We start from the raw sequence: 22072 nt of genomic DNA, 5'->3' as shown, positions 1-22072 counted from the left end.
CATGCTGGTCGTACTCTCCGGCGGCGGAACCGCCGGCCACATAAACCCGGCGCTCGCGCTGGCCGACGAGCTTCGCGCCCGCGGCTGCGACGTGCGCTTCGCCGGCACGCCCCAGGGCGTGGAGGCGCGGCTCGTGCGCGAGGCGGGCATCCCGTTCACGCCGTTCGAGGCGGCCGGGTTCAACCGCAACCACCCGCTCACGCTGCCGAAGGGCGTGGCGAAGATACAGAAGAGCACGGGCAAGGCGAAGAAATGGCTCGCCGAGCTGGGCGCCGACGCAGTGGTGGGCTTCGGCGGCTACGTGTGCATCCCCGTGGGGCGCGCGGCCGAGAAGCTGGGCGTGCCCGTGGTGGTTCACGAGCAGAACTCGGTCATGGGCATGGCGAACAAGTACCTGGCGAAGCGGGCCGCCGCCGTGTGCCTGACCTACGACCACGCCGCCGCGGCGCTCGACGAGGCCGCGCGCTCGCGCGTCGTCGTCACGGGCAACCCCGTGCGCGCAAGCGTGTTCGCCGCCACGCGGGCCGAGGGGCGTGCGCTCTTCAGCGTGCCCGAGGACGCGCGCATGCTGCTGGTCACGGGCGGCAGCCTGGGCGCGCGGCACCTCAACCAGGCCGTCTGCGCGCTCAAGGACGAGCTTCTGGCCTACGGCGACGTGCACGTGGTGCAGGTCACGGGCCCGAAGGAGCTCGACGCCGTGACCGAGCAGCTGGCGCTCGCGCCCGACGAGGCCGCGCGGTGGCACCTGTTCGGCTACCTGGACCGCATGGGCGAGGCCATGGCCGCCGCCGACGCCATCGTGTCGCGCGCAGGCGCCACGTCGCTCGCGGAGATATCGGCGCGAGCGATCCCCGCGCTGCTCGTGCCGTTCCCGTTCGCGACCGAGGACCACCAGACCACGAACGCCCGCGCCTACGTGGAGGCGGGTTGCGCGTACATGCTGGCCGACGCCGACGTGGAAGGGCCCGAGTTCGAGCGCCTGCTGCGCTCGCTTCTGGAGGACGCGGACGTGCGGGCGCGCATGAGCGCCGCCGCCCGCGCGCAGAAAACGGCCGACGCGGCCGCCAAGTTGGCAGATGTTGTGATGGGGGCGGCGCGGTAGCCCTGCTTTGGGCTACCATGGAAGCGCAGACGAGGGAAGGGCAGTAAGGACACCATGGACACGAAGCGCATAGAATCGGTTCACTTCATAGGCGTGGGCGGCGTCGGCATGAGCGGCATCGCGCGCGTTGCGTTCGACCAGGGCATGCGCGTGAGCGGGTCGGACCTCAAGGAGAGCCGCTACACCAAGCAGCTGAAGGCCGCCGGCATCGACGTGCGCATCGGCCACGATCCGGCGAACCTGCCGGGCGGCCCCGGGCGCGACGACGCCGCGCCCGACGTGGTGGTGGTGTCCACGGCCATCCTGGACAACAACCCCGAGCTCATCGCCGCCAAGGAGCGGGGCCTTGCCATCTGGCACCGCGCGCAGATGCTCGCGCACCTGGGCCGCGACTTGGAGACGCTTGCCGTGGCGGGCACCCACGGCAAGACCACGACGTCGTCCATGCTGGCCAGCGTGCTGGACGCCATGGGCGAGGACCCCACGTTCCTCATCGGCGGCATCGTGCGCTCCTACGGCACGAACGCGCATTCCGGCAAGGGACGTCACTACGTGGTGGAGGCCGACGAGAGCGACAAGTCGTTCACGTACCTCTCGCCGCGCGCCGTGCTGGTCACGAACATCGAGGCCGATCACCTGGACCACTATCGCGACCTCGACGAGATCTACGAGAAGTTCAGTGCGTTCATCGGCTCGGTTCCCGCCGAGGACGGCGTGGTGGTGGCCTGCGGCGAGGACGAGGCGCTCGTGCGCGTGGCGCGCGAGACGGGCCGTGCGGTCGTCACGTACGGCTTCGGCGAAGGCTGCGACGCGCGCATCGAATCGTGGGAGGCCCAGGGCGTGGGCAGCGACTTCGCGCTCGTCCTGCCCGACGGACGCCGCATTTCCGCGCACGTCAAGCAGAACCCCGGCCGCCACAACGTGCTGAACGCCGCCGGCGTCATCGTGCTCGCGGACGCGCTCGGCATGGACGCCGAGGCCGTCGCGGCCGCCATGGCCGGGTTCGCCGGCGTGCGCCGCCGCTTCGACCTCGTGGGCGAGGCCGCCGGCGTCACCGTGGTCGACGACTACGCGCACCATCCCACCGAGATAGCGGCCACCATCGAGGCGGCGTCGCATCTGGGCTACCGCCACGTGCACGTGCTGTTCCAGCCGCACCGCTACTCGCGGGTGTCGCTGTTCACGGAGGTGCTGAAAGACGAGTTCGGCAGCGCGTTCGACGCGGCCGACACCGTCACGTTCATGGACGTGTATCCGGCGGGCGAGGCGCCCGTGCCCGGCGTGAGCGGCAAGACGTTCTTGAACGTGGTGCTCGACCACGCGGGCCACCCCGAGGCGGCCTACGTGCCGCGCCGCGTGGAGGTCGTGCCCTACCTGGCGGCCAAGGCGGGCGAGGGCGACCTCGTCATCACCATGGGCGCGGGCGACGTGACGGCCATCGGGCCGCAGCTCGTCGACGCGCTCTCGGCCGGCATGCCCGCAGACGCTTCCGCCCGGAGGTGAGGCGCGCCGTGTCGGCACGACATACGTCCGAGCTGGAGGCGCTGCTCGTGGACGACCGCTTCGACGGCGATGTCTACCCGTCCGAGCCCATGGCGCGCCACACCATGTACCGCATCGGCGGCCCGGCGCGCTTCTACGTGCAGGTGGCTTCCGTGGGCGCGCTCGCGCGGCTCGTGGAGGTGTGCGAGCGCACGGGCGTGCCCTGGACCGTGGTGGGGCGGGGCAGCAACCTGCTCGTGGCCGACGAGGGCTTTCCCGGCGTGGTGGTCACGCTCGGGCGCGACTTCCGCACCTGCCGCTACGACGAGGGCTCGCAGCGGTTCTGCGTGGGCGCCGGCGTGCCGCTGTCGTCGGTGGTGCAGGAGGCGTTCCGCCGCTCGCTCGCGGGGCTGGAGTTCGCCGTGGGCACGCCGGGCACCGTGGGCGGGGCCCTGCGCATGAACGCCGGCTCGCGCGACGAGTGGATCGGCGCGCGCGTGGCGTCCGTGACCACGTTCTCGCCCGGAGCGGGCCTCGCGCGCCGCTCGGGAGACGAGATCGCCTGGGGCTATCGCACGAGCTCGTTTCTGCCCGACGAGGTCATCGTCGAATGCGAACTTTCCGTAGAGCCGGCCGATCCGTTCTTCATTCGCGGTAAGATGGAGGCGTCGCTGGCCCGGCGCAAGAAGACGCAGCCGCTCACGGACCCCTCGTGCGGCAGCGTGTTCCGCAACCCGGAGGGGGAGTCGGCCGGCTCGCTCGTGGAGCGCGCGGGCCTCAAGGGGGCGCGCCTCGGCGGGGCCCAGGTGTCGGAGCTGCACGCGAACTTCATCGTGAACACGGGCGACGCCACGGCGCGCGACGTGAAGGACCTCATCGAACTCGTACAGGCGAAGGTAAGCGAAACGTATGGCATCGAATTACAACCGGAAGTCCGCTTCCTCGGGTTCGCGTAAGGCGCGCGGGGCGGCTCCGTCCGGCCGCGTCCGTTCGTCGGCTCCCGCGTCCCGCGCCTCCGGCCGCGGCTCGGGCCGCACGCCGGCAAGATCCTCGTCTCGATCGTCCCAACCGGGAACCTACCGCGCCATGCCCGGCGGGCGCTATCCCGCCGCGAGCGCCCGCCCGCAGCAGCGGCTCACCTCGGTGCGCGTGGGCGACCTCGACCGCGCCGAGCGCAGCGCCCGCGCGCAGGGCACCTACCGCCGCCACGTCGTGCGCATCGTGGTGGTGCTGGTTCTGGTGGCCGCGCTCGCCATCGGCGCCGCCGTGGCCTACAACTCCAACCTGTTCGCCGTGGAGAACGTCACCGTGAGCGGCGTCGAGCACCTCACGACCGACGACATGACGGCCATGGCGAACGTGCCTGCGAACACCACCCTTTTGCGCGTGGATGCCGCCGGCATCCGCGAGCGCCTGCTCAAGAACGCCTGGGTGGCCGATGCCGAGGTGAAGCGCATCTTCCCGAACACGCTCGAGCTCGCCGTGACCGAGCGCACCATCGCGGCCGTGGTGGCGGTGCCCACCGAGGACGCCAAGTCGGTAAAGCGGTGGGCCATCGCGTCGGACCACATGTGGCTCATGCCCATTCCCGACCAGGACTCCGAGGCGGGGAAGAGGACGAGCCCCAAGGTCTACGAGGACGCCGCCGCCGTGCTGTCCATCACCGACGTGCCCTACGGCACCTCGGCCGAGATCGGCGCCTACTGCACCGACAGCAACGTGAACAACGCGCTCGACATCGTGTCGAGCATGACCACCGACCTGTCCGGCCGCGTGACGAAGGTGTCGGCCACCGACGCCGAGGGCACCACGCTCACGCTGGACAACAACGTGGAGATCGCGTTCGGCAAGGCGGAGAACATCCGCGACAAGGAACGCGTGGTGCTGAAGATCATGGAGGACAACCCCACGGTCGTCTACATCAACGTACGCGTGGTCGACCGGCCCACCTGGAGGGCTCTCTAGCAACCTGCGGGCCGGGCGCGAGGAGGGGTCGGGGCGGGCCGCCGCTCGAGCAGATGCAGGTTTGGAGGGGCTTGTCCGCGACGCCGCCGGCGGGGGCACGGCGCTCGGACAGTCCTGAGCTCGCACGAAACGCCCGCTGGGCGTTTCGGCTCGTGCGGAATCTCGCGGCGCGCCCCCGCCGACGCCGCCGCTGCGTTTCTTCAACCTACGGGGCCTCGCGGCGGCCCGCCCCGACCCTCGCGCCCTAGACGAGGTTGCGCTCGCTTGAGGGGTTCTACCTGCGAGAGAGATGTTGTCGAGAGTGCTTTCCTATAGCATGGTCGACGTCATGAGGGCCACGGCTTCTCGTTGGGCGTTTTCCACGGCTTCGAGGAAGCGGTCGATGTCGCCTTCGTCGTTGTAGACGCCGATGCTCGCGCGGCACACGGCGTCCGTGCCCAGGTGGCGCAGCAGGGGCTGGGCGCAGTGCGTGCCCGCGCGCACGGCCACGCCGCGGCGGTCGAGCACCTGCGCCGCGACGGCGGCGTCCACGCCGCGCACGTTGAACGCCGCGATGCCGTGGCGCTCGTCCCGGTCGTCGGGGCCGGGACCGTAGAGCTTCACCGAGGGCAGGGAGGCAAGGCCCTCCACCATGCGGCGCGTGAGCGCGCGCTCGTGGGCGCGCACGGCGTCGAACCCGATGCGGGACAGGAAGCGCGCGGCCTCGGCCATCCCCACGGCGCCCGCCACGTTCTGCGTACCCGCTTCCAGCCCGCCCGGCGCCTCGTCGAACGTGGCGGTGCGTTCGAACACCCGGTCCACCATGCCGCCGCCGCGCAGAAGGGGCGCGGTGCGCTCCAGCAGCTCGCGGTGCCCGTACAGCACGCCCGTGCCCATGGGCCCGTACATCTTGTGGCCGGAGAACGCGGCGAAGTCCACGTCCAGGGCGCGCACGTCGAGCGGCTCGTGGGCCACGCTCTGGGCGCAGTCCAGCACGACGACGGCCCCGCAGGCGTGCGCGGCGCTCGCGATGCGCACCACGGGAGGCGCGCAGCCCAGCACGTTCGACGTGCCCGTCACGGCCACGATGCGCGTGCGCGGGCCGATCGCCCGGTCCACCTCGGCGTCGGAGACGCGCCCGGCGCGGTCGGGCACGAGGGGCACGAGCTTCGCCCCCGTGCGCCTGGCCGCCTCCTGCCACGGCACCAGGTTGCTGTGATGCTCCAAAAGCGATACGACGACCTCGTCGCCCGGCTTCAGCACGGCGGCGCCGTAACCGAGCGCCGCCAGGTTGAGGGCGTGCGTGGCCCCGCTCGTCAGCACGATCTCGTCCGCGTCGGCCCCCGCGAAGCGCGCCAGCTCGGCGCGGGCCGATTCGAAAGCCTCGGTCGCCGAGCGCGCCAGACGGTGGTTCGAGCGGTGGGGGTTGGCGCAGCCGGTGCGGTAGAACGCGTCCACGGCGTCCAGCACGCAGGCGGGCTTCTGCGTCGTGGCGGCGTTGTCGAGGTAGGCAAGCCCCTCGCCGCGCGCATCGCATGCCGCCAGCAGCGGAAACGCCGCCCGCAGCGGAGTGCCGGGCGCGAACGACCCCGCCGCGCCCGGCACTCCGGCATCCTCTTGCCGCGAGGGCGTCACCACAACCCTCCGTACTGCACCATGCGCAGGTCGATCAGGCGCTGGACGGCCTGCAGCCGGTCGTGGTAGGGGTCGTCGGGCGGGCAGTCCTCGTCCATGGCGTCGGCCAAGGGTCCGTCGCCCACCACGTCGCGCACCCAGCTCACGAACCCGTCCACGTCGATGAGCTTGATCTCCTGGTCGGACCCTTTGCCGATGTGCGCGCGGTCGCCGTCCAGAAGGAAGAGCGCCGCGCTGCGCAGGCTGTACAGGTACAGGTCCGTGCCGCCCTTGGACGGGAACATCCGGCTGGCCACGAACTGCTCGCCCCAGGAAAGCTCGCGCAGGGCATGGGCGGCCTCCTCCTCGGTGGGCATCGGGAACCGCCGGCACGCCTCGGCCATGCCGGGGACCTCGTCCTCCGCCCCGGCATCGTCCACGGGGACGTTCTCGGCAGGCGCCGCCCCTTCGGATGCGTCGCCTTCGGCCTCCTCGCGCAGGGGAAGCCCTTCCGCTCGCTCCTCTTCGGCGATCATCGCGCTCACGCCCCCAGCTTGCCGGCGGCCTCGAGCGCGTCGGCGGCGAAGCCCAGGCCCAAGGTTTCCAAACAGCCGCGCGTCGGACGGCCCGTGGACTCCTCGAAGCCCTCGTGCACGTAGAAGCGCGATTTGAAGTCCTCGAACTTGTCGCGGTCGAGCGTGCGGCCCTGGCACAGCGAGTAGCTCCACTTCCCGTCCTCGTGCACCACGAGGGGGAAGGGCTTGGTGGTCTTCACGTCGTACACGTAGTTCGTGAACACCTCCTGCTCGCGGTGGCGGCCCTCAAGCGCCCAGATGGCGCGGTCGAGCACCCAGAACTTGTGGCCCAGCTGTATGCTCTCCTCGTAGGACAGGTCGCGCCCGGTCACCGCTTTGAAGAACTTCACCTCGTATTCGGGCGTGGCGCCGTAGGTGCTGCCCGTTTCCAGCGTGTGCTTGCGGCTGACGAAGTTCGGCCACACCCAGTCGCACATGCCGAGCGACTGCAGCCAGAAGCGCCCGTAGGCGCGGTTCCAGTGGATCTCGCGCACGCGCGCGTCGGAGTAGATGCCCTCCTCGCTCCAGTTGAAGCACTCGGGATCGTCCAAGCCCGACTGGTCGGCCAGCTGCTTGGCCATGTCCTCGGCCGCCACCGGCGGCTCGGCGCCGGTGAGCACCGCCATGATGGAGGTGTTGTACACCGCGTTGTGCACGCCGTGCTCGTTGATGTCGCGCTCGCTGAAGATGCTGCCGTAGCTCCACTCGACCTCGGCGCGGGGCTCGTTGTGCTCGCAATAGCCCCAGTTCGGGCGGGCGAGCAGGCCGGAGGAGGTGTCCTCGTCCCAGCGGCCCCACTTCTGCGCGGCGCGCGCGATGCCCTCGGCCAGATCGTCGCCGATCTCCTCGCGGTAGGCGATGCGGTGCAGAAGGTCCTCCATGAACTCGACGGTGTTGAACTTCTCGAAGGGCAGGTCGGTGTCGATCTCCTTGCCCTTGCCCATGACGCCCATCTTGTACAGGTTGTTCAGGTACACCGGCATGTCCACCTCGTAGCCGTTCAAACCGTACTTCGACAGCAGGCTGTACACCTCCAGCGTGTCGTCGATCTTGCCGCTGCCGGTGAAGTAGGTGCCCGCCGAGCAGGTGAGCTCGTTGCCCACGCCGCCGGGGAAGAGGTTGCGGCAGTTCTTGAAGCAGCCGCGGCATCCTTCGGCGCGCGCGACGGTCGGGCTCGTGTCGAGCACCGTCGAAGCCGCGCCGGGGCTTCCGGGCGCGCCGGGCACCTTGCCCTCGTCGATGTTGTAGCCGAACTTCTCCTGCACCTCCATGCGCAGACGCACGAGCGCCGCCGGGTCGGCTATGGGGATGCTCTTCGACCCGATGAAGCTCATGGCTTTGAGGTTCTTGGAGCCGAACACCGCGCCGAAGCCGCTCTGGCCCGTCACGTGGCCCGCATCGTGCACGACGCACGACACGCGCGCCAGGTTCTCGCCGGCGGGCCCGATGCACATGACCGACGGGCGTTGCGTCGTGCGCCCCCCGTCGCGGCTGCCCGACAGCTCGTACCACGATCCCTCCGGCGTGCCGTGCGTGACCTCGTTCCAGATGCGCTCCTGGGTTTCGAAGGTGTCGAGACCCCATAGATCCGTCGCGTCGTTGAACTCCACCCGGTCGTTCACCACGTTGATCCACACCGGCGAGGCGGCCTTGCCCCTGATGACGACGGCGTCGTAGCCGGCTTCCTTCATCATGCCGGCCAGGCGCCCGCCCATGCTGGAGCGGTTGTACCACTCGGGCACCGAGAAGGGCCCGATGCCCGTGAACTCGCAGCGCGCCGACGCGGCGGGCACGATGGCGCCGGAGAAGGGCGTGGTGGCGCACACGATGACGTTTTTGGGATCGGTCGACTCGACGGTCTTGTCCTCGCAGTAATCCCAGAACAGCTTCGAGGCCATGCCGTGCCCGCCAACCCATTCGATGTAAGGATCGGTGTCTATGGTCTCGGTTTTCTGCGCGGTCAGGTCCACGATGAGTATCTTGCCGGCGTAGCCGTATTTCGGTTCGGACATGGATTCCCCCTAGCCTTTGTTCTCGTTTGATGCCGCCTGCGCCGCGGTGCCGCCGGCGCTGTAGCCGCGCTCCTTGGGCGAGATCCGCGCCTCGTCGTCGCTCGGCAGGCCTATCTCCAAATAATGGTTGTTGCGCAGGTTCGCCGTGTAGCCCTCGTCGGTCTGCACGGGCAGCTCGTTGGTGAACGTGATGGCCTTCATGGGGCACACCTCCACGCAGAGCTGCTTTCCGAAGGCGCCGCCCTCCTCGTCCCAGTAGGGCGTGTTCTGGCACAGGTCGCACTTCTGCGCGTGCTTGTCCTCGAAGTTCCACTGCACGCGCGACGGCGTGAACGGGCATGCCTCCACGCAGCGCTCGCAGCCGATGCACTTGCCCTCGTCCACCAGGCGCACGCCCGTGGTCGGGTCGGCGTGCATGGCGCCCACGGGGCAGGCCTCCACGCAGGAGGGGTAGGGGCACTGGCGGCACTGGTTCTGCGTGACGTCGTCGGTGGGGAAGCTGCCCAGCGGGTTCTTCATCACCTGGATGCGGGAAAGCGACGTGTTGATGCGTCCCAGATGCGCGAGCGAGCACGAGATGACGCACGTCTCGCAGCCGGCGCACTTCTTGGTGTCGACGAGCAGGTAGCCCTGGCTCGCCTCGAGGGCGTACACGTCGTCGGGCAGAAGCAGCGCCGTTATGCCGCCGCCCAGCACCACGCCGATGCCCAACCCGCCTATGCCGGCGATGAATTGGCGCCGCGACAGGCCGCCCTTCTCCTGCGCGCCGGCCGCGCTCTTGTTCGTCTCAGTCATCTCGCTCATCTCCCTTGCGCGCCGGGCGCTCCGCCTGCGGGCGCCACGGTCCTCGTCGGTTCGTCTGCGGCCGTCTTCGCGGCCCCCTCAAGCGCGCGCTCGTCCTCGCCGCGCTCGTCGTGCTCGGCCTGCAGCCGCTCGAGCCACCCCCGGTGCTCCTTCTCGGCCTCGCCGAGCGGCATCCAACCGGTGAACATGGACGGGAACGTCTTCCACGAGAACGGCGCGATGACGGCGAAGAACACGTGCGCCACCAGGAACACCAGCATGAGCGCGGCGGCTATGTCGTGAATCCAGAACATGACGTTCATCAGCCCGTCCGGCAGGGCGAGGAACACATGCGCCGCCGCCTTGAACAGGCCCGAAACCACCAGCAGCACGGCGGTGACCACGGCCATGACGTAGGCTGCCTTCTCGCTTTCGAAGTACTTGTCCTCGGGGGGCATGGTGAACTTCTTGATGCCGATGAGCAGGCTGTAGTGCCGGATGGTGTAGGACACCACGTTTTTCGTGGGCAGGTGCTCGCGCAGCCGCCAGTGCGACACGATCGTGTTGCCCAGGTAGTAGAACGTCCCGAACAGGAACACGACGGCGGCCACGAAGTGCGCGTTCTGCCAGAGCACGGCCGCGGGGCCGTCGTCGACGAACGCGGGCGTGAACCGTAGGCCCAGGATGATGCCGGACACGAGGCAAACGGTCGTGCCCACCGCATGGGCCCAGTGGGATATTCGTGCGGGGGCGTCGTGGCGGTACACCCGGTCGCCGGCCAGGAAGGGGTCTTTCCGCTTCGTGAACGCGGAGAGGAACAGACCCAAGAACGGTGCCAGAGCGACGAGCCACGGCGCTTGGTCGAACCAAGGCATAAGGCTTCCTTTCGACGTGCTTCGCCGAACCCTCGAGGGGCGCGGGCGAAGCTCGATGCTGTTCGAAGATAAGGGTGCGCGTTCAGAAGGCGCGCGAGGCGTCTATACCTTGAAAGAGGTGAGCACGAGCGGAGCCATAGGAGGGACTCCCTTCTGATCGCGGGCTATACGTTGCCAGCTGGCGATGCACGATACCGTGGCTTCACGATACCGTTGAAACCCCGTCGCTTGCGAGGGGGTCGGCGACGAACGGCAGAGCGTGAACTTGCGAGCGGGAGGGGCCCGGCAGCCAGCGGCTGCGGCCGGGCGGTGAGCGGAGGGCAGCAAGGGCATGACCTGCGCCCATTGCGCGCGCCGAAGCGCCGCGGCCTTCCCGCGGGCGCGTCGACGGGAGGGTCGCGGCGCCTCTTCCGCTATATCTGTGAACGCGTATGTAACAATGTCAAGGTGTAATTTGCAAAAGGTTGAGCTTCGTGTACAATAACCCCACGTGAACTGTACCCACGTTGGGGCAAACGCAGCATAAAGAAACGCAGCAGGTGTGGAGGACACAATGCCAAACAAAATTGGTTCCGAGCATTTGGCGGTTATCAAGGTCGTCGGTGTCGGCGGCGGCGGTACGAATGCCGTGAACCGTATGGTCGAGGCGGGGGTGAAGGGCGTCGAGTTCATCGCCGTCAACACCGATCGCCAGGCACTGCTCATGTCGGACGCGGACAAGACGATCCACATCGGCGAGGAGCTCACGCGGGGCCTCGGTGCCGGCGCGAACCCCGAGGTGGGATGCCAGGCGGCCGAAGAGAGCCGCGCGGAGATCCGCGAAGCGCTCGCCGAGGCCGACATGGTGTTCGTCACCGCCGGCGAAGGCGGCGGCACGGGCACGGGGGCGGCGCCCATCATCGCCGAGATCGCCCGCGAGGAGATCGGCGCGCTGACGGTCGGCGTGGTCACCAAGCCGTTCTCGTTCGAGGGGCGCACACGCCGCAACCAGGCCGACCAAGGCGTCGACCTGCTGTCCCAGAAAGTCGACACGCTCATCGTCATCCCGAACGACCGCTTGCTGGAGATCGTGGACAAGAAGACCAGCATGCTCGACGCGTTCCGCATCGCCGACGACACCCTGCGCCAGGGCATCCAAGGCGTCACGGACCTCATCACCATCCCCGGCCTCATCAACCTCGACTTCGCCGACATCCGCACCGTCATGAAGGACGCGGGCACGGCCATGATGGGCATCGGCATCGCTTCCGGCGAGAACCGCGCCCTCGACGCCGCCCAGCAGGCCACGAACTCGAACCTGCTCGAAACGTCCATCGCGGGCGCCTCGCGCGTGCTGTTCTCCATCGCCGGCGGCCCCGACCTCACGCTCACCGAGGTCGACGCGGCGGCCCGCACGGTGGAGGCCTGCGCCGACGACAACGCCAACATCATCTACGGCCAGATCGTGGACGAGGGCATGGGCGACCAGGTGCGCATCACCGTCATCGCCACCGGCTTCAAGGCGGGCAGCCAGCAGCAGTCCTCCATGGACTTCTCGCGCAAGGACCTGTTCGCGTCCACCGCGCCCGAGCCGAGCGTGCCGTCCATTCCGCAGCAGTCCGCGCCTCCGGTGTCGTTCTCCACGTCGTCGAACAACGGCCGCTTCGCGGACGAGGACTACATCCCCGATTTCCTGAAACGTCAGCGCTAAAGGAGCCGCTTGCATGGCATCGGCCGTGGAACTTCCAGAACCGCATCTCGACGCGCGCCTCTTCGGCGCGCGTCGCATATCGGCGCTCACCGACGAGGCCCTGTTCGAGCGCACGGGCGTGCGCGTCGCGTTCACCGGTCGCGCAGGAGGCGAAAGCATGGGCCCCTTCGCCGAGCTCAACCTGGGCGCGCACGTGGGCGACGACCCCGCGATCGTCGCGTACAACCGGGAGCTGCTGCTGGAGGCGCTGGGCGCCGCCGACGCGGCCCTCGTGACGGCGAACCAGGTGCACGGCGACGATATCGTGGAGGTGGGCTCCGCCGACGCCCGGACGCTGGAGAAGGCGCGCGCCCGCGCGCTCAGGGGGGCCGACGGCATCCTCGTGGACGCACCGCAGGTGGCGGCGCTGCTGTGCTTCGCCGATTGCGTGCCCGTGGTGATCGTGTCGCCCACGGGGCGCTTCGCCGTCGCGCACGCCGGGTGGCGGGGCGCGGTGGCGGGCATCGCCGGCAAGACCGCGCGCCTCGTTGCCGCCCGCAACGCCGAGGCGCTCGGCTGCACGGCGGCCGAGGCCGCCGCCGCATGCAACGCCTATCTCGGCCCGCACATTCACGCGGAGTGCTTCGAAACGGACGAGGACGTGCGCACGTGGTTCTCCGCGCGCTTCGGCGGCGACGTCGCTCCCGACGAGCGCCATGTGGACCTGTCCCGCGCCGTCTCGCGCGACCTTGTCCTGGCCGGCTTGGACCCGGCCCGCGTCGTCGACGCGGGCGTGTGCACGGTCTGCCAATCGGACGAGTACTTCTCCTACCGCGCGTCGGGCGGCACCTGCGGCCGCCACGGCGCCATCGCCGTGTTGCAGAAAGGTTGACGGATCATGGGTATCGAAGAGCGCTACGCGAACGTCGCGGCCGAGGTGGCCGCCGTCTGCCGCGAGGCCGGACGCGACCCGCGCGAGGTGACGGTCGTCGCCGTGTCGAAGACCGTGGGCCCGGCCCAGGTGGGAAGCGCCGTTGCGGCCGGCGCGCGCGACTTCGGCGAGAACCGCCCCGACGGGCTCGTGGAGAAGGCCGCTGCGTATCCGCAGGCCAACTGGCATTTCATCGGCAACATCCAATCGCGCCGCATACCCGACATCGTGGGGTCGGCCGCGCTCGTGCATTCGCTTGTCGAGGAGCGCCATGCGCGCAAGATCGACGAGGCGGCCGCGGCGGCGGGCAAGGTGCAGGACGTGCTGCTCGAGGTGAACGTGTCGGGAGAGCAGAGCAAGGGCGGCCTGGCCCCGGGCGACGTGGCCGCGCTGCTCGATGCGTGCGGCGGATTGGCGCACGTGCGCGTGCGCGGGCTCATGACCATGGCGCCGCAGGGCGACCTGGACGCGGCGCGCGCGACGTTCGAAGGGCTGGCGCGGTTGCACGCCGAGCTGCGCGCCGACCTCGACCCCAGCCGGGCCGCTCTGTTCGATGGGCTTTCTATGGGCATGAGCGAAGACTGGCGCGAGGCCGTGCACGCGGGCGCTACCATAGTGCGCATCGGGAGAGCCGTGTTCGACGACGCCTTCGAGGCCAGCGGCCCGGGCGCAGGGAATCTCGCATGAGCGGCAGAGCCGTCGTGCGGCGACGCGGCGTCGCGCAAGGACAGGTGCAAACGCAGCAGGGTGAACGCAGCGGCGGTCAGGCCGCCGGAACCAAACGAAGCAGGTGGTGAACATGGAGCTGCCCAAGATCAAGAAATCCGAGCACGGCGGAATGTTCGACGGCATCAAGTCGAAGCTCGGCTTCGCCGACTCGGCCGGCAACGCCGCCGGATACGACGACGCGTACCTCGACGACTACGGGGACGACTTCGGCGATTACGACGACGAGTTCGGCGACTACGGTCCCGGCTACGAAGACGACGCGCCCGCGTCGCGCTACGACCCGTACGCGCCCGTGACCACGCGGCCCGCGCGCGGAGGGAGCCGCAGCGCGCGCTCCTCGTCCGACGCCGATTTCCCCAAGCTCGTGTCCATCGACGACGTGCGCGCCCATACCCAGGTGCCCGACAGCCTGCGTCGCGACCCGCTGCCGGCGCGCCGCGTGACGACGCCGTCCGCATCGACCTCGAGCTACCGGGGCGAGCGCACGGTGGTGGACGCCACCATGCCCGCGCCCTCGTCGCCGGCCCACACGGCCGCCCGGCGCGAGCGCTCCGAGAGCCTGAACGCGCTGTTCGAGCCGAGCTCGACCGAAGTCGAACCCGCCAAGGCCTCTTCGGGCGCGGCCCCGGCAGGGTCGGGCTTCGTCGCCGCGTCGTCCTCGGCTGCCGTTTCCGTCGCAACCGCCACCGCCCAGGCGCCCGCATCCGCGGCCGCCACCGGCTCGTTCGACCCGTACGAGGCCTACGCGGGCTCGGGCGCGCCCGCGCACAACCCGTCGCGCGCCATCTCGGTGCTCAAGCCCGCGAGCTACGGCGAGGTCGAGCGCGTGGCCAAGATACTGAAGGCGGGCGACGTCGTGGTGCTCGCGTTGCGCAACACGCCCGACCAGCTGGCCAAGCGCATCCTGGACTTCTCGTTCGGCGTGTCGAGCGCGCTCGACGCCAGCGTGGAGGCCGTGGCCGACAAGGTGTTCGCCATCACGCGCGGCGCCTCGCTCACCGAGGCCGAGCGCCTCGCCCTGCGCAACCAAGGCGTGCTGTAGCCGACGGCGAACGGCGCCGTCCGACCCTGGAAAGAAGGAGCTGGGCTCTTGCTGAGCTTGAAATACCTCATCGTGTCGATCGCCGACGTGTACAGCATGGTGCTGTTCGTGTACGTGCTCATGTCGTGGCTCCCCACGGACCGCGGCCTGCTCGCCGACATCTACCGAGTGCTGGGACGCGTGTGCGATCCGTATCTCAACATCTTCAAAAAACTGATCCCGCCGCTTGGAGGTATGGTGGACGTTACCCCCATCATTGCCCTGCTTGTACTACAATTCGGGGTACGTTTGATAGTGAACTTGTTTTAGCTGCGCATAAACCGCGTTCGCGCGGACAGGACGAAGGGACCGATTATGGCAATCACCTCGGCTGAGATCCACAACCAGAGCTTCTCAATCGACCGCAAGGGCTACGACGTCGACGAAGTGGACGTGTTCCTCGAGCACGTCGCCGACGAGATCGATGCGATGACCGCGCAGATCGACCAGCTGGAGAGCCAGCTCGACGACACGTCGTTCGCCGGGTTCGACACGCCCGCCCGCATCGAGGACGCCCCCGTTCCCGCAGCTGCCGCGAGCAGCGAGGAGCTGGCCGCCAAGGACGCGCGCATCGCCGAGCTCGAGCGCCAGCTGGAGGCCAAGAAGGCCGACGACAACGCCATCGCCCAGGCGCTCATCATCGCCCAGCGCTCCGCCGACGAGATCATCTCGAACGCGAACGCCACGGCTGCCGGCACCATCAACGACGCCGAGGAAGAGGCCAAGCGCATCGTCGACAAGGCCGAGGCCGAGAAGCAGAAGGTGCTCGACGCCATCAAGAAGCTCGAGGACGACCGCGAGGACGCCCGCGAGGACTACCAGGAGCTGCTCACCGACTTCATCGCCGACGCCACCCGCAAGCTGGCCGAGATCGGCGGCGACGCCCCGGTTTCCACCCTACCTGCGAGCGCCCACGCCCGTGCGACGGACGTCGTCGAGACAACCGGTCGCGTGATAGGCTCGCCGGCCCAGGCCCCCATCAGCAAGGACGGCTCGGCCGCCTACGCCATGCCCCAGACGGGCGCCGTGTCCGTCGCGCCTGCCACTCCCACGCCCTCCCGCGTGGAGAAGGACCTCTCCGGCTTCGGCGACGCCGACGACGCCTTCGAGTTCGAGGAGATCGACTAACCGTTCCGCCGGCCTGGGGCCGGCGGAACCGCTTCATGCACCTAAGACCGGCTGAAAGTCACGAAAATCACCGCTGTGAAGCGTTTCACGTGCCTGCACGGAGGCTCTCGCGCCTGTCTCGAAATCGCTTTCATGTTCGACCAGGTACTATGCCGAGCGTTTTTACGGAAGCAGGGGCGAAAGGCTTCACAGCGGTGATTTTCGTGGCTTTCAGAGCGGTTTTTATGCATGATCGCCCCGTTTGGGCGGCCTGCAGGCCGCTCCTATGAAACCGCTAGGGAAGAGCCGACACGATCGATGCCCGAAAAGCCCATTGCCATAGCCGTTCACGTCACGCCCCGGTCGGGGCGTGACGAGGTTACGGGGGTGCGCGCCGACGCCGCAGGCGCCGACGAGGTGTGCGTGCGCGTGACGGCTCCGCCCGACGGAGGAAAGGCGAACAAGGCCGTGTGCAAGCTCATGGCCGGGGCGCTCGGCGTGCCGAAGTCGCGTGTGGAGGTGGCGAGCGGCCATACCGCGCGCCGCAAGCGCTTGGCCATCGACGCCCCTGCCGAACGCGTGGACGCTTGGATCGCGTCTTTGCCGCGCTGTTAGACCGGCCCCGTGCGGTGCCGGGCGCTTGACCGCATGCGCGTTTTCGATCTCCTGGCCTCCATCGCGTCCACCCGGCGATCGCACCGGACGCCGTGTGCCCTTCGCGGCGCGGGGTTTACCCGCATTTTTGTTGCGAGTTTTTGAAACACGGGGATTTCCCGTTGACGGCGACGTAGCGTCATCGCATATGCTCGGTTTCGGTCGGACGGGGGCGTTCGGCCGAGGACGAGGAAGCGGCCGTGCCGAACAGGCGCGGATCCGCATGAGGAGCAGCCGCATGACCGATCAACGATACCTGACCGTGGGAGAGTTGGCACGACGCGTCGGGGTGACGGTGCGCACGATCCAATACTACGACCAGCAGGGCCTGTTGTCGCCGTCGGCGAAAGGCCCTCAGAACCAGCGCCTGTACACGGACGCCAACGTGAAAGACCTGTATCGTATTCTGACCTTGAAGTACCTGGGGCTCTCGCTGGCCCAGATCAAATCCGATGCGGCTCTTTTCGACGAGCCCGCTGCCCTGCAGGAGCTGGCCGGCGAGCAGATGGACGCCATCGAAGAGCAGTTCCAAGCGCTGTTCAAGCGCATGACCACGCTGCGCTCGCTGCACGACGAGGCCGGCGAGGGGCTGCCCGATTGGGAGGCGCTCGCCTCCACCGTGGAGCGCTGCCAGGGGGAGAGCCAGTTCTTCTGGCGCCTGACGTGCATCCGCGACGACGCGCCCGCCGTCGAGACGGCCGCCGAGGATCTCGTCGCGCGCGGCGAGTCCGTGTCGAAGTGGCACGAGCTCATCGCCGACACCATCCGCCTCATGCCGGCGGGCGAACCCGTCGACAGCCCGCGCAACCGCGATTTGGCCAAGCGGTACCTGGCCCTTGACGCGTCGCAGGACGCCGCCGCGACCGAGCGGAATTTCATCCTCATGGAGAACATCGCTCCGCACGGCGGTGACGACGGCTCGTTCGACGAGCTGCGCCAAACCGTGTTCGACCATCTGGAGGCCGTGGTCGCCGCCTATGGCGACCGGCCCGACCCGGCCGACTAGCCCACCCGGCGCCGGTCGGGTTCCGCACCAGATCCCTCCTACCTCCCGATGCCGAACCCGCCCGGCGCATCCCAAAACCTATTGTCGCGTTTCTGCCGCTGCCGCTTCGCGCGCCGTCTGCCGGCGCGCCCGGATGAAAGGAATACGCCCATGCTCGTGTCGTGGATGACGACGAACAAGTGCAACCTCAAATGCGTCCACTGCTATCAGGACGCCGAGGAGGCCAGCGCCTTGGAGCTCTCCTGCGAGGAGGGCAAGAAGCTGATCGACGAGATAGCCTGCGCGGGCTTCAAGGTGATGATCTTCTCGGGCGGCGAGCCGCTCATGCGCCCCGATATCTACGAGCTCGTGGCGCACGCCGCCTCGCGTGGGCTGCGTCCCGTGTTCGGCTCGAACGGCACGCTCATCACGTCCGAGGTCGCCGTGCGGCTGAAGGAGGCCGGAGCCTGCGCCATGGGCATCTCGGTGGACAGCCTCGATGCCGCCAAGCACGACAGGTTTCGCGGCTTAGCAGGCGCCCACGACCTCACCATGGCGGGCATCGAGGCCTGCAAGCAGGCGGACCTTCCGTTCCAGCTGCACACCACCGTGGTGGATTGGAACCGCGACGAGGTGTGCGCCGTCACCGACTTCGCCGTGGAGATCGGCGCCATCGCGCACTACGTGTTCTTCCTCATTCCGGTGGGTCGCGGGAAGTTCATTCAAGAGACCTCGCTCGAGGTGCTGGAGAACGAGCGGCTGCTGGGCGACATCATGCGCAAAGCCGCCGAGGTGCCCATCGACGTGAAGCCCACGTGCGCGCCCCAGTTCACGCGCGTGGCGAAGCAGCTGGGTGTGGAGACGCGCTTCAGCCGCGGATGCCTGACCGGCCTCACGTACTGCGTCGTCGGCAGCGAGGGCATCGTGCGTCCCTGCGCCTACATGACCGAGGAGGCGGGCGACGTGCGCGAGCGGCCCTTCGACGAGATATGGAGGACGAGCCCCGTGTTCGAGCGCCTGCGCACGCAGGCATACTCCGGCTCGTGCGGCACCTGCGACTACCGCGACGGTTGCGGCGGTTGCCGAGCGCGCGCCGCGTACTACCACGACGGCGACATCCTCGCCCAAGACGACTACTGCGCCCACGGCAACGCCCTGGTTGCGACCGCCGTCTAGCGCGAGGGCCGAAAGGCACCTTTGCCCCTGTCATCTTGGAGCGCCATCGGGACTGGCGGTATGTCATCCTGAGCGGAGGCGGCGAAGCCGCCGTAGTCGAAGGATCCCGTGCGGCGTCAGCAGGAAGCCTTACGGCTGACGCCGCACGGGATCCTTCGACTCCGCGCTGCGCGCTCCGCTCAGGATGACAGCTTGGCGCTCTGCTTGTCCAGCTTACGTATCAAACGAAAGGACCCCCATCCATGACCATCATCTCCCAACGCATCGTTCCTACTGCCGTCGCCGCTTCGTTCGCCGCGACGATGTTGCTCGCCGGCTGCTCGACCGCCCAGCCCGAAGCCGGAGCCGACGCGGGCGCCCCGAAGGCGGAAGCCCAAAGCGCCCCGCAAGCCGGCGCGGTCACGTTCACCGACGACACGGGCACCGAGGTCGCGGTCGACAACCCGCAGCGCGTGGTGGCGTGCATGGGCAGCTTCGCGAGCATGTGGGAGCTGGCAGGCGGCACGCTCGTAGGCGCGTCGGACGACGCGTTCACGCTGTCCGACTACGATCTCAAGTCCGAAAACGTGCAGAAGGTAGGCGATTTCGCGAACCTGAACCTGGAGTCCATCATCGCGCTCGAGCCCGACTTCGTCATCATGACGAGCGGTTCCGGCGGTCGCGGCGGCGATTCGAACCAAGCGGACCTCAAGGCGGCGCTCGTCGCATCGAACATCCCGGTGGCATGCTTCCAGGTGACGACGTTCGACGACTACCTGCGCATGCTGCGCACCTGCTGCGACGTCACGGGCCGCGACGATCTGTACGAGCAGAACGGCCAGGCCGTGTCCGACCGCATCGAGGCGGTCAAAGCCAAGGTGCCCGCAGGCGAGGAGCCTTCGGCGCTCGTGCTGACCACGTATTCGGGCGGCACCCGCGTGCAGGCGTCCTCCACGATGACGGGCGCCATGCTGGCCGACCTGGGCGTCAAGAACCTGGCCGACGAGAACCCCAGCCTGCTCAAGGACTTCAGCCTGGAGTCGATCATCGAGATGGATCCCGATTTCATCTTCGTGGTGCCCATGGGCAACGACGACGCGGCGGCCATGAAGGCGCTCGAAGACCAGACGGCGGCGAATCCCGCCTGGTCCACGCTCTCGGCGGTGCGGGACGGCCGCTACGTCGCGCTCGATCCGCACCTGTTCCAGTACAAGCCGAACGAGCGCTGGGACCAGAGCTACCAGGTGCTCTTCGACGCGCTGTACGCGTAGGGCGAAGGGCGTCCCGTGTCTGAGCTCGAAGGCGAAAAGGCCGTGCGGCGAAGCGGCTCTTTGAAAGCGCCGTTTGTCGCGGTCGCTTCCGTCGCCGTTCTGGCGGCGGTGACGGCGGCGGGTTTCCTCGCAGGTTCGTCCTCGGTGAGCTGGGGGGACCTCGTCGCCTGGGCGACCGGCGGCGACGTGAGCGCGGCGGCGAAGAGCATTCTCGTGAACGTGCGCCTGCCGCGCGTGCTGGCGGCGCTTCTGGCGGGAGGGGCGCTGGCCGTGGCGGGCGCCATCATCCAGGCCGTGCTGGACAACCCGCTTGCCAGCCCCAACATCATCGGCATCAACTCGGGCGCCGGGCTGTTCGTGCTCGTTGCGGCCAGCGTGTTTCCTCAGGTGCTGTGGCTGCCGCCGCTCGCGGCCTTCCTGGGTGCGCTCGTCACGGCGCTCGTCATCTTCGGCATCTCGCTCGGCGCCAACACGTCGAGGCTCACCGTGGTGCTGGCGGGCATCGCCATCACCACGGTGTTCGGCGCGGGCATGAACACCATCCTCATCGTGAACCCCGACGCCTACATAGGCTCGTCGACCTTCCTCGTGGGAGGTCTGGCCGGCGTGCTCATGGACGACCTGCTGTGGCCGGCGGTCTACATCGCGGCCGGGCTTGCCGCAGCGCTGTTCGCGGCGGGCAAGCTCAACATCATGGCGCTCGGCGACGACACGGCCCACGCGCTCGGCATGAACGTGGGCGCGTGCCGGCTGGCCATGCTGGGACTCGCCGCCGTGCTGGCGGGCGCGGCCGTGAGCTTCGCCGGCCTGCTGGGGTTCGCGGGGCTCATCATCCCGCATCTCGTGCGGTTCTTCGTGGGCCACGACAACCGCATGGTGCTGCCGCTGTCGGCCGTGGCGGGCGCGGCGTTCGTCGTCGTGTGCGACCTTCTGGCGCGCGTGCTGTTCGTACCGTACGAGGTGCCGGTGGGCATCCTCATGGCGTTCTTGGGCGGTCCCTTCTTCATCTACCTCATCTTGAAGAACAGGAGGGGGAGCCTTGAGTAGCCCCGTCATCCCGAGCGAATGCGCCGCACGACTCTCCGTCACTTTGGACGAGCGCACCGCGCCGCCCTCCACCGTCTCGGGAGTGCAGCAGTCCCGTGGACTGTTGCATGTCCGGGCGCGCGAAGCGAGCGCAGGGGGACCTCGCAATGCGGCGACGCGCGCCGCGCCGTCTCCTGTCATCCTGAGTGGAGCGCGCGGCGCGGAGTCGAAGGATCCCGCGCGGCGCCAGCGCGATCAAGTCCCCGCCATCGAACTGCGCGACGTGTCGTTCTCTTACGGAAAGGAGCCCTTCATCGAGGGCCTTTCGGCGACGTTTCCCCACGGTGCCGTGACCAGCATCGTCGGCCCGAACGGCTGCGGGAAGTCCACGATGGTCAAGCTGGTCGACGGCCTCTTGCGCCCGCAGGCAGGGGAGGTGCGCATCGACGGCGTGCCCACGCTGTCGATGAAGGCGAAGGAGCGGGCCCGCCGCGTGGCCGTGCTGGCCCAGGCTGCCCGCCCGCCGGCCATGACGGTGGAGGAGCTCGTGGCATGCGGGCGCTACCCGTATCAGGCGCGCCAGGGAAGGCTCTCGCGCGAGGATCGCGAGCAGGTGGAGCGCGCCCTCGAGCTGGCGGGCATCGCGGCGTTCCGCACGCACGAGCTGCGGCGGCTGTCGGGCGGCGAGCGCCAGCGCGCGTTCATCGCCATGACGCTGGCGCAGGACACCGGCCTCATCGTGCTCGACGAGCCCACCACCTATTTGGACATCCGCGCTTGCCATGAGACCATGGAGCTGGTGCGTCGTCTGAACGAGGAGGCCGGCAAGACCGTCGTCATGGTCATCCACGACCTCGACCTGGCGCTACGCTACTCCGATCGTCTTTTGGTCATGGAGCGCGGGCGCGCCACGGCGGCGGGAAGCGTGGGCGAAGTGCTGGGCACGGGTGCTATCGAGCGCGCCTTCGGGGTGGCCGTTCGGCCGCACGAAGCGGCAGAGGGGCGAGCGTACGCGCTGTTTCCAGCATGACGCGAGCCTGGCGGCATGCTTTGCCGAAGCGGAAAGGGGCGCCGCCG

The 22072-nt window shown here is 68.9% G+C and carries 21 protein-coding genes; 16 read left to right on the top strand and 5 right to left on the bottom strand.

Annotated features, from left to right (window positions below):
- The first annotated feature begins 1 nt into the window (after window position 1).
- Genes murG through HCH03_RS14995 form a run of 4 tightly spaced genes read left to right on the top strand, consistent with a single transcriptional unit; the run spans window position 2 to window position 4549 of the window.
- Window positions 2–1102, top strand: a complete 1101-nt coding sequence (gene murG / locus HCH03_RS15010; protein WP_221690137.1) for an undecaprenyldiphospho-muramoylpentapeptide beta-N-acetylglucosaminyltransferase — start codon at window positions 2–4, stop codon at window positions 1100–1102.
- Window positions 1103–1156: 54 nt separating this feature from the next.
- Complete coding sequence (murC, locus tag HCH03_RS15005; RefSeq protein ID WP_221690136.1) at window positions 1157–2605, top strand: UDP-N-acetylmuramate--L-alanine ligase; 1449 nt, start codon at window positions 1157–1159, stop codon at window positions 2603–2605.
- A gap of 8 nt (window positions 2606–2613) precedes the next feature.
- Entirely contained in the window at window positions 2614–3540 is a 927-nt protein-coding gene (murB, locus tag HCH03_RS15000; RefSeq protein ID WP_080145351.1) for a UDP-N-acetylmuramate dehydrogenase, read from the top strand.
- A complete protein-coding gene (locus tag HCH03_RS14995) occupies window positions 3494–4549 on the top strand; it encodes a cell division protein FtsQ/DivIB (RefSeq protein ID WP_221690135.1) in 1056 nt (351 codons plus the stop codon). The genes murB and HCH03_RS14995 overlap by 47 nt, the downstream gene beginning before the upstream one ends.
- A 309-nt stretch (window positions 4550–4858) precedes the next feature.
- Here HCH03_RS14995 and HCH03_RS14990 read toward each other — a convergent pair whose 3' ends face one another.
- Genes HCH03_RS14990 through HCH03_RS14970 form a run of 5 tightly spaced genes read right to left on the bottom strand, consistent with a single transcriptional unit; the run spans window position 4859 to window position 10387 of the window.
- Window positions 4859–6166, bottom strand: coding sequence for an aminotransferase class V-fold PLP-dependent enzyme (locus HCH03_RS14990; RefSeq protein WP_368042460.1), 1308 nt, complete (start codon window positions 6164–6166; stop codon window positions 4859–4861).
- Window positions 6160–6678: a hypothetical protein gene (locus HCH03_RS14985; protein WP_246600073.1), complete on the bottom strand. Its 519-nt coding sequence runs from the start codon at window positions 6676–6678 to the stop codon at window positions 6160–6162. Before HCH03_RS14985 ends, HCH03_RS14990 begins: the two co-directional genes overlap by 7 nt.
- Window positions 6679–6683: 5 nt before the next feature.
- A complete protein-coding gene (locus HCH03_RS14980) occupies window positions 6684–8729 on the bottom strand; it encodes an aldehyde ferredoxin oxidoreductase N-terminal domain-containing protein (protein ID WP_221690133.1) in 2046 nt (681 codons plus the stop codon).
- A gap of 9 nt (window positions 8730–8738) precedes the next feature.
- Window positions 8739–9524 carry a 4Fe-4S dicluster domain-containing protein gene (locus HCH03_RS14975; protein WP_221690132.1) on the bottom strand — a complete coding sequence of 262 codons (786 nt, stop codon included), beginning with the start codon at window positions 9522–9524 and terminating at the stop codon, window positions 8739–8741.
- 5 nt (window positions 9525–9529) lie between these two features.
- Window positions 9530–10387 (bottom strand): cytochrome b/b6 domain-containing protein, encoded by an 858-nt coding sequence (locus tag HCH03_RS14970; RefSeq protein ID WP_221690131.1) that lies wholly within the window; start codon window positions 10385–10387, stop codon window positions 9530–9532.
- A gap of 553 nt (window positions 10388–10940) precedes the next feature.
- Here HCH03_RS14970 and ftsZ point away from each other — a divergent pair.
- From ftsZ to HCH03_RS14910, 12 genes are all read left to right on the top strand, one after another.
- Window positions 10941–12077, top strand: a complete 1137-nt coding sequence (gene ftsZ, locus HCH03_RS14965; protein ID WP_080145078.1) for a cell division protein FtsZ — start codon at window positions 10941–10943, stop codon at window positions 12075–12077.
- 13 nt (window positions 12078–12090) lie between these two features.
- Window positions 12091–12948, top strand: a complete 858-nt coding sequence (locus HCH03_RS14960; protein WP_221690130.1) for a polyphenol oxidase family protein — start codon at window positions 12091–12093, stop codon at window positions 12946–12948.
- A gap of 6 nt (window positions 12949–12954) precedes the next feature.
- The gene (locus HCH03_RS14955; protein ID WP_185906289.1) at window positions 12955–13674 is read left to right on the top strand and encodes a YggS family pyridoxal phosphate-dependent enzyme; all 720 of its coding nucleotides are present in this window, start codon (window positions 12955–12957) and stop codon (window positions 13672–13674) included.
- Window positions 13675–13786: 112 nt separating this feature from the next.
- Window positions 13787–14758, top strand: coding sequence for a cell division protein SepF (locus HCH03_RS14950; protein WP_221690129.1), 972 nt, complete (start codon window positions 13787–13789; stop codon window positions 14756–14758).
- Window positions 14759–14806: 48 nt separating this feature from the next.
- A complete protein-coding gene (locus HCH03_RS14945) occupies window positions 14807–15067 on the top strand; it encodes a YggT family protein (RefSeq protein ID WP_080145081.1) in 261 nt (86 codons plus the stop codon).
- A 45-nt stretch (window positions 15068–15112) separates the two neighbouring features.
- Window positions 15113–15925 (top strand): DivIVA domain-containing protein, encoded by an 813-nt coding sequence (locus HCH03_RS14940; RefSeq protein WP_185906287.1) that lies wholly within the window; start codon window positions 15113–15115, stop codon window positions 15923–15925.
- Between the two features lie 297 nt (window positions 15926–16222).
- The gene (locus tag HCH03_RS14935; protein WP_221690128.1) at window positions 16223–16519 is read left to right on the top strand and encodes a DUF167 domain-containing protein; all 297 of its coding nucleotides are present in this window, start codon (window positions 16223–16225) and stop codon (window positions 16517–16519) included.
- A gap of 277 nt (window positions 16520–16796) precedes the next feature.
- Window positions 16797–17564, top strand: coding sequence for a MerR family transcriptional regulator (locus tag HCH03_RS14930; RefSeq protein ID WP_221690127.1), 768 nt, complete (start codon window positions 16797–16799; stop codon window positions 17562–17564).
- Between the two features lie 150 nt (window positions 17565–17714).
- Window positions 17715–18719, top strand: coding sequence for a putative heme d1 biosynthesis radical SAM protein NirJ2 (gene nirJ2, locus HCH03_RS14925; protein ID WP_221690126.1), 1005 nt, complete (start codon window positions 17715–17717; stop codon window positions 18717–18719).
- A 242-nt stretch (window positions 18720–18961) separates the two neighbouring features.
- Window positions 18962–19969: an ABC transporter substrate-binding protein gene (locus tag HCH03_RS14920; protein ID WP_221690125.1), complete on the top strand. Its 1008-nt coding sequence runs from the start codon at window positions 18962–18964 to the stop codon at window positions 19967–19969.
- Window positions 19970–19984: 15 nt separating this feature from the next.
- Complete coding sequence (locus tag HCH03_RS14915; protein ID WP_368042459.1) at window positions 19985–21016, top strand: FecCD family ABC transporter permease; 1032 nt, start codon at window positions 19985–19987, stop codon at window positions 21014–21016.
- Window positions 21009–22025, top strand: coding sequence for an ABC transporter ATP-binding protein (locus HCH03_RS14910; protein ID WP_246600069.1), 1017 nt, complete (start codon window positions 21009–21011; stop codon window positions 22023–22025). The genes HCH03_RS14915 and HCH03_RS14910 overlap by 8 nt, the downstream gene beginning before the upstream one ends.
- Window positions 22026–22072: the final 47 nt, after the last annotated feature.

This window comes from Gordonibacter massiliensis (ex Traore et al. 2017) (genome assembly GCF_019731765.1).
In the GTDB taxonomy this organism is placed as follows: Bacteria; Actinomycetota; Coriobacteriia; order Coriobacteriales; family Eggerthellaceae; genus Gordonibacter; species Gordonibacter massiliensis.
This window is presented reverse-complemented; position numbering and strand designations above follow the sequence as displayed.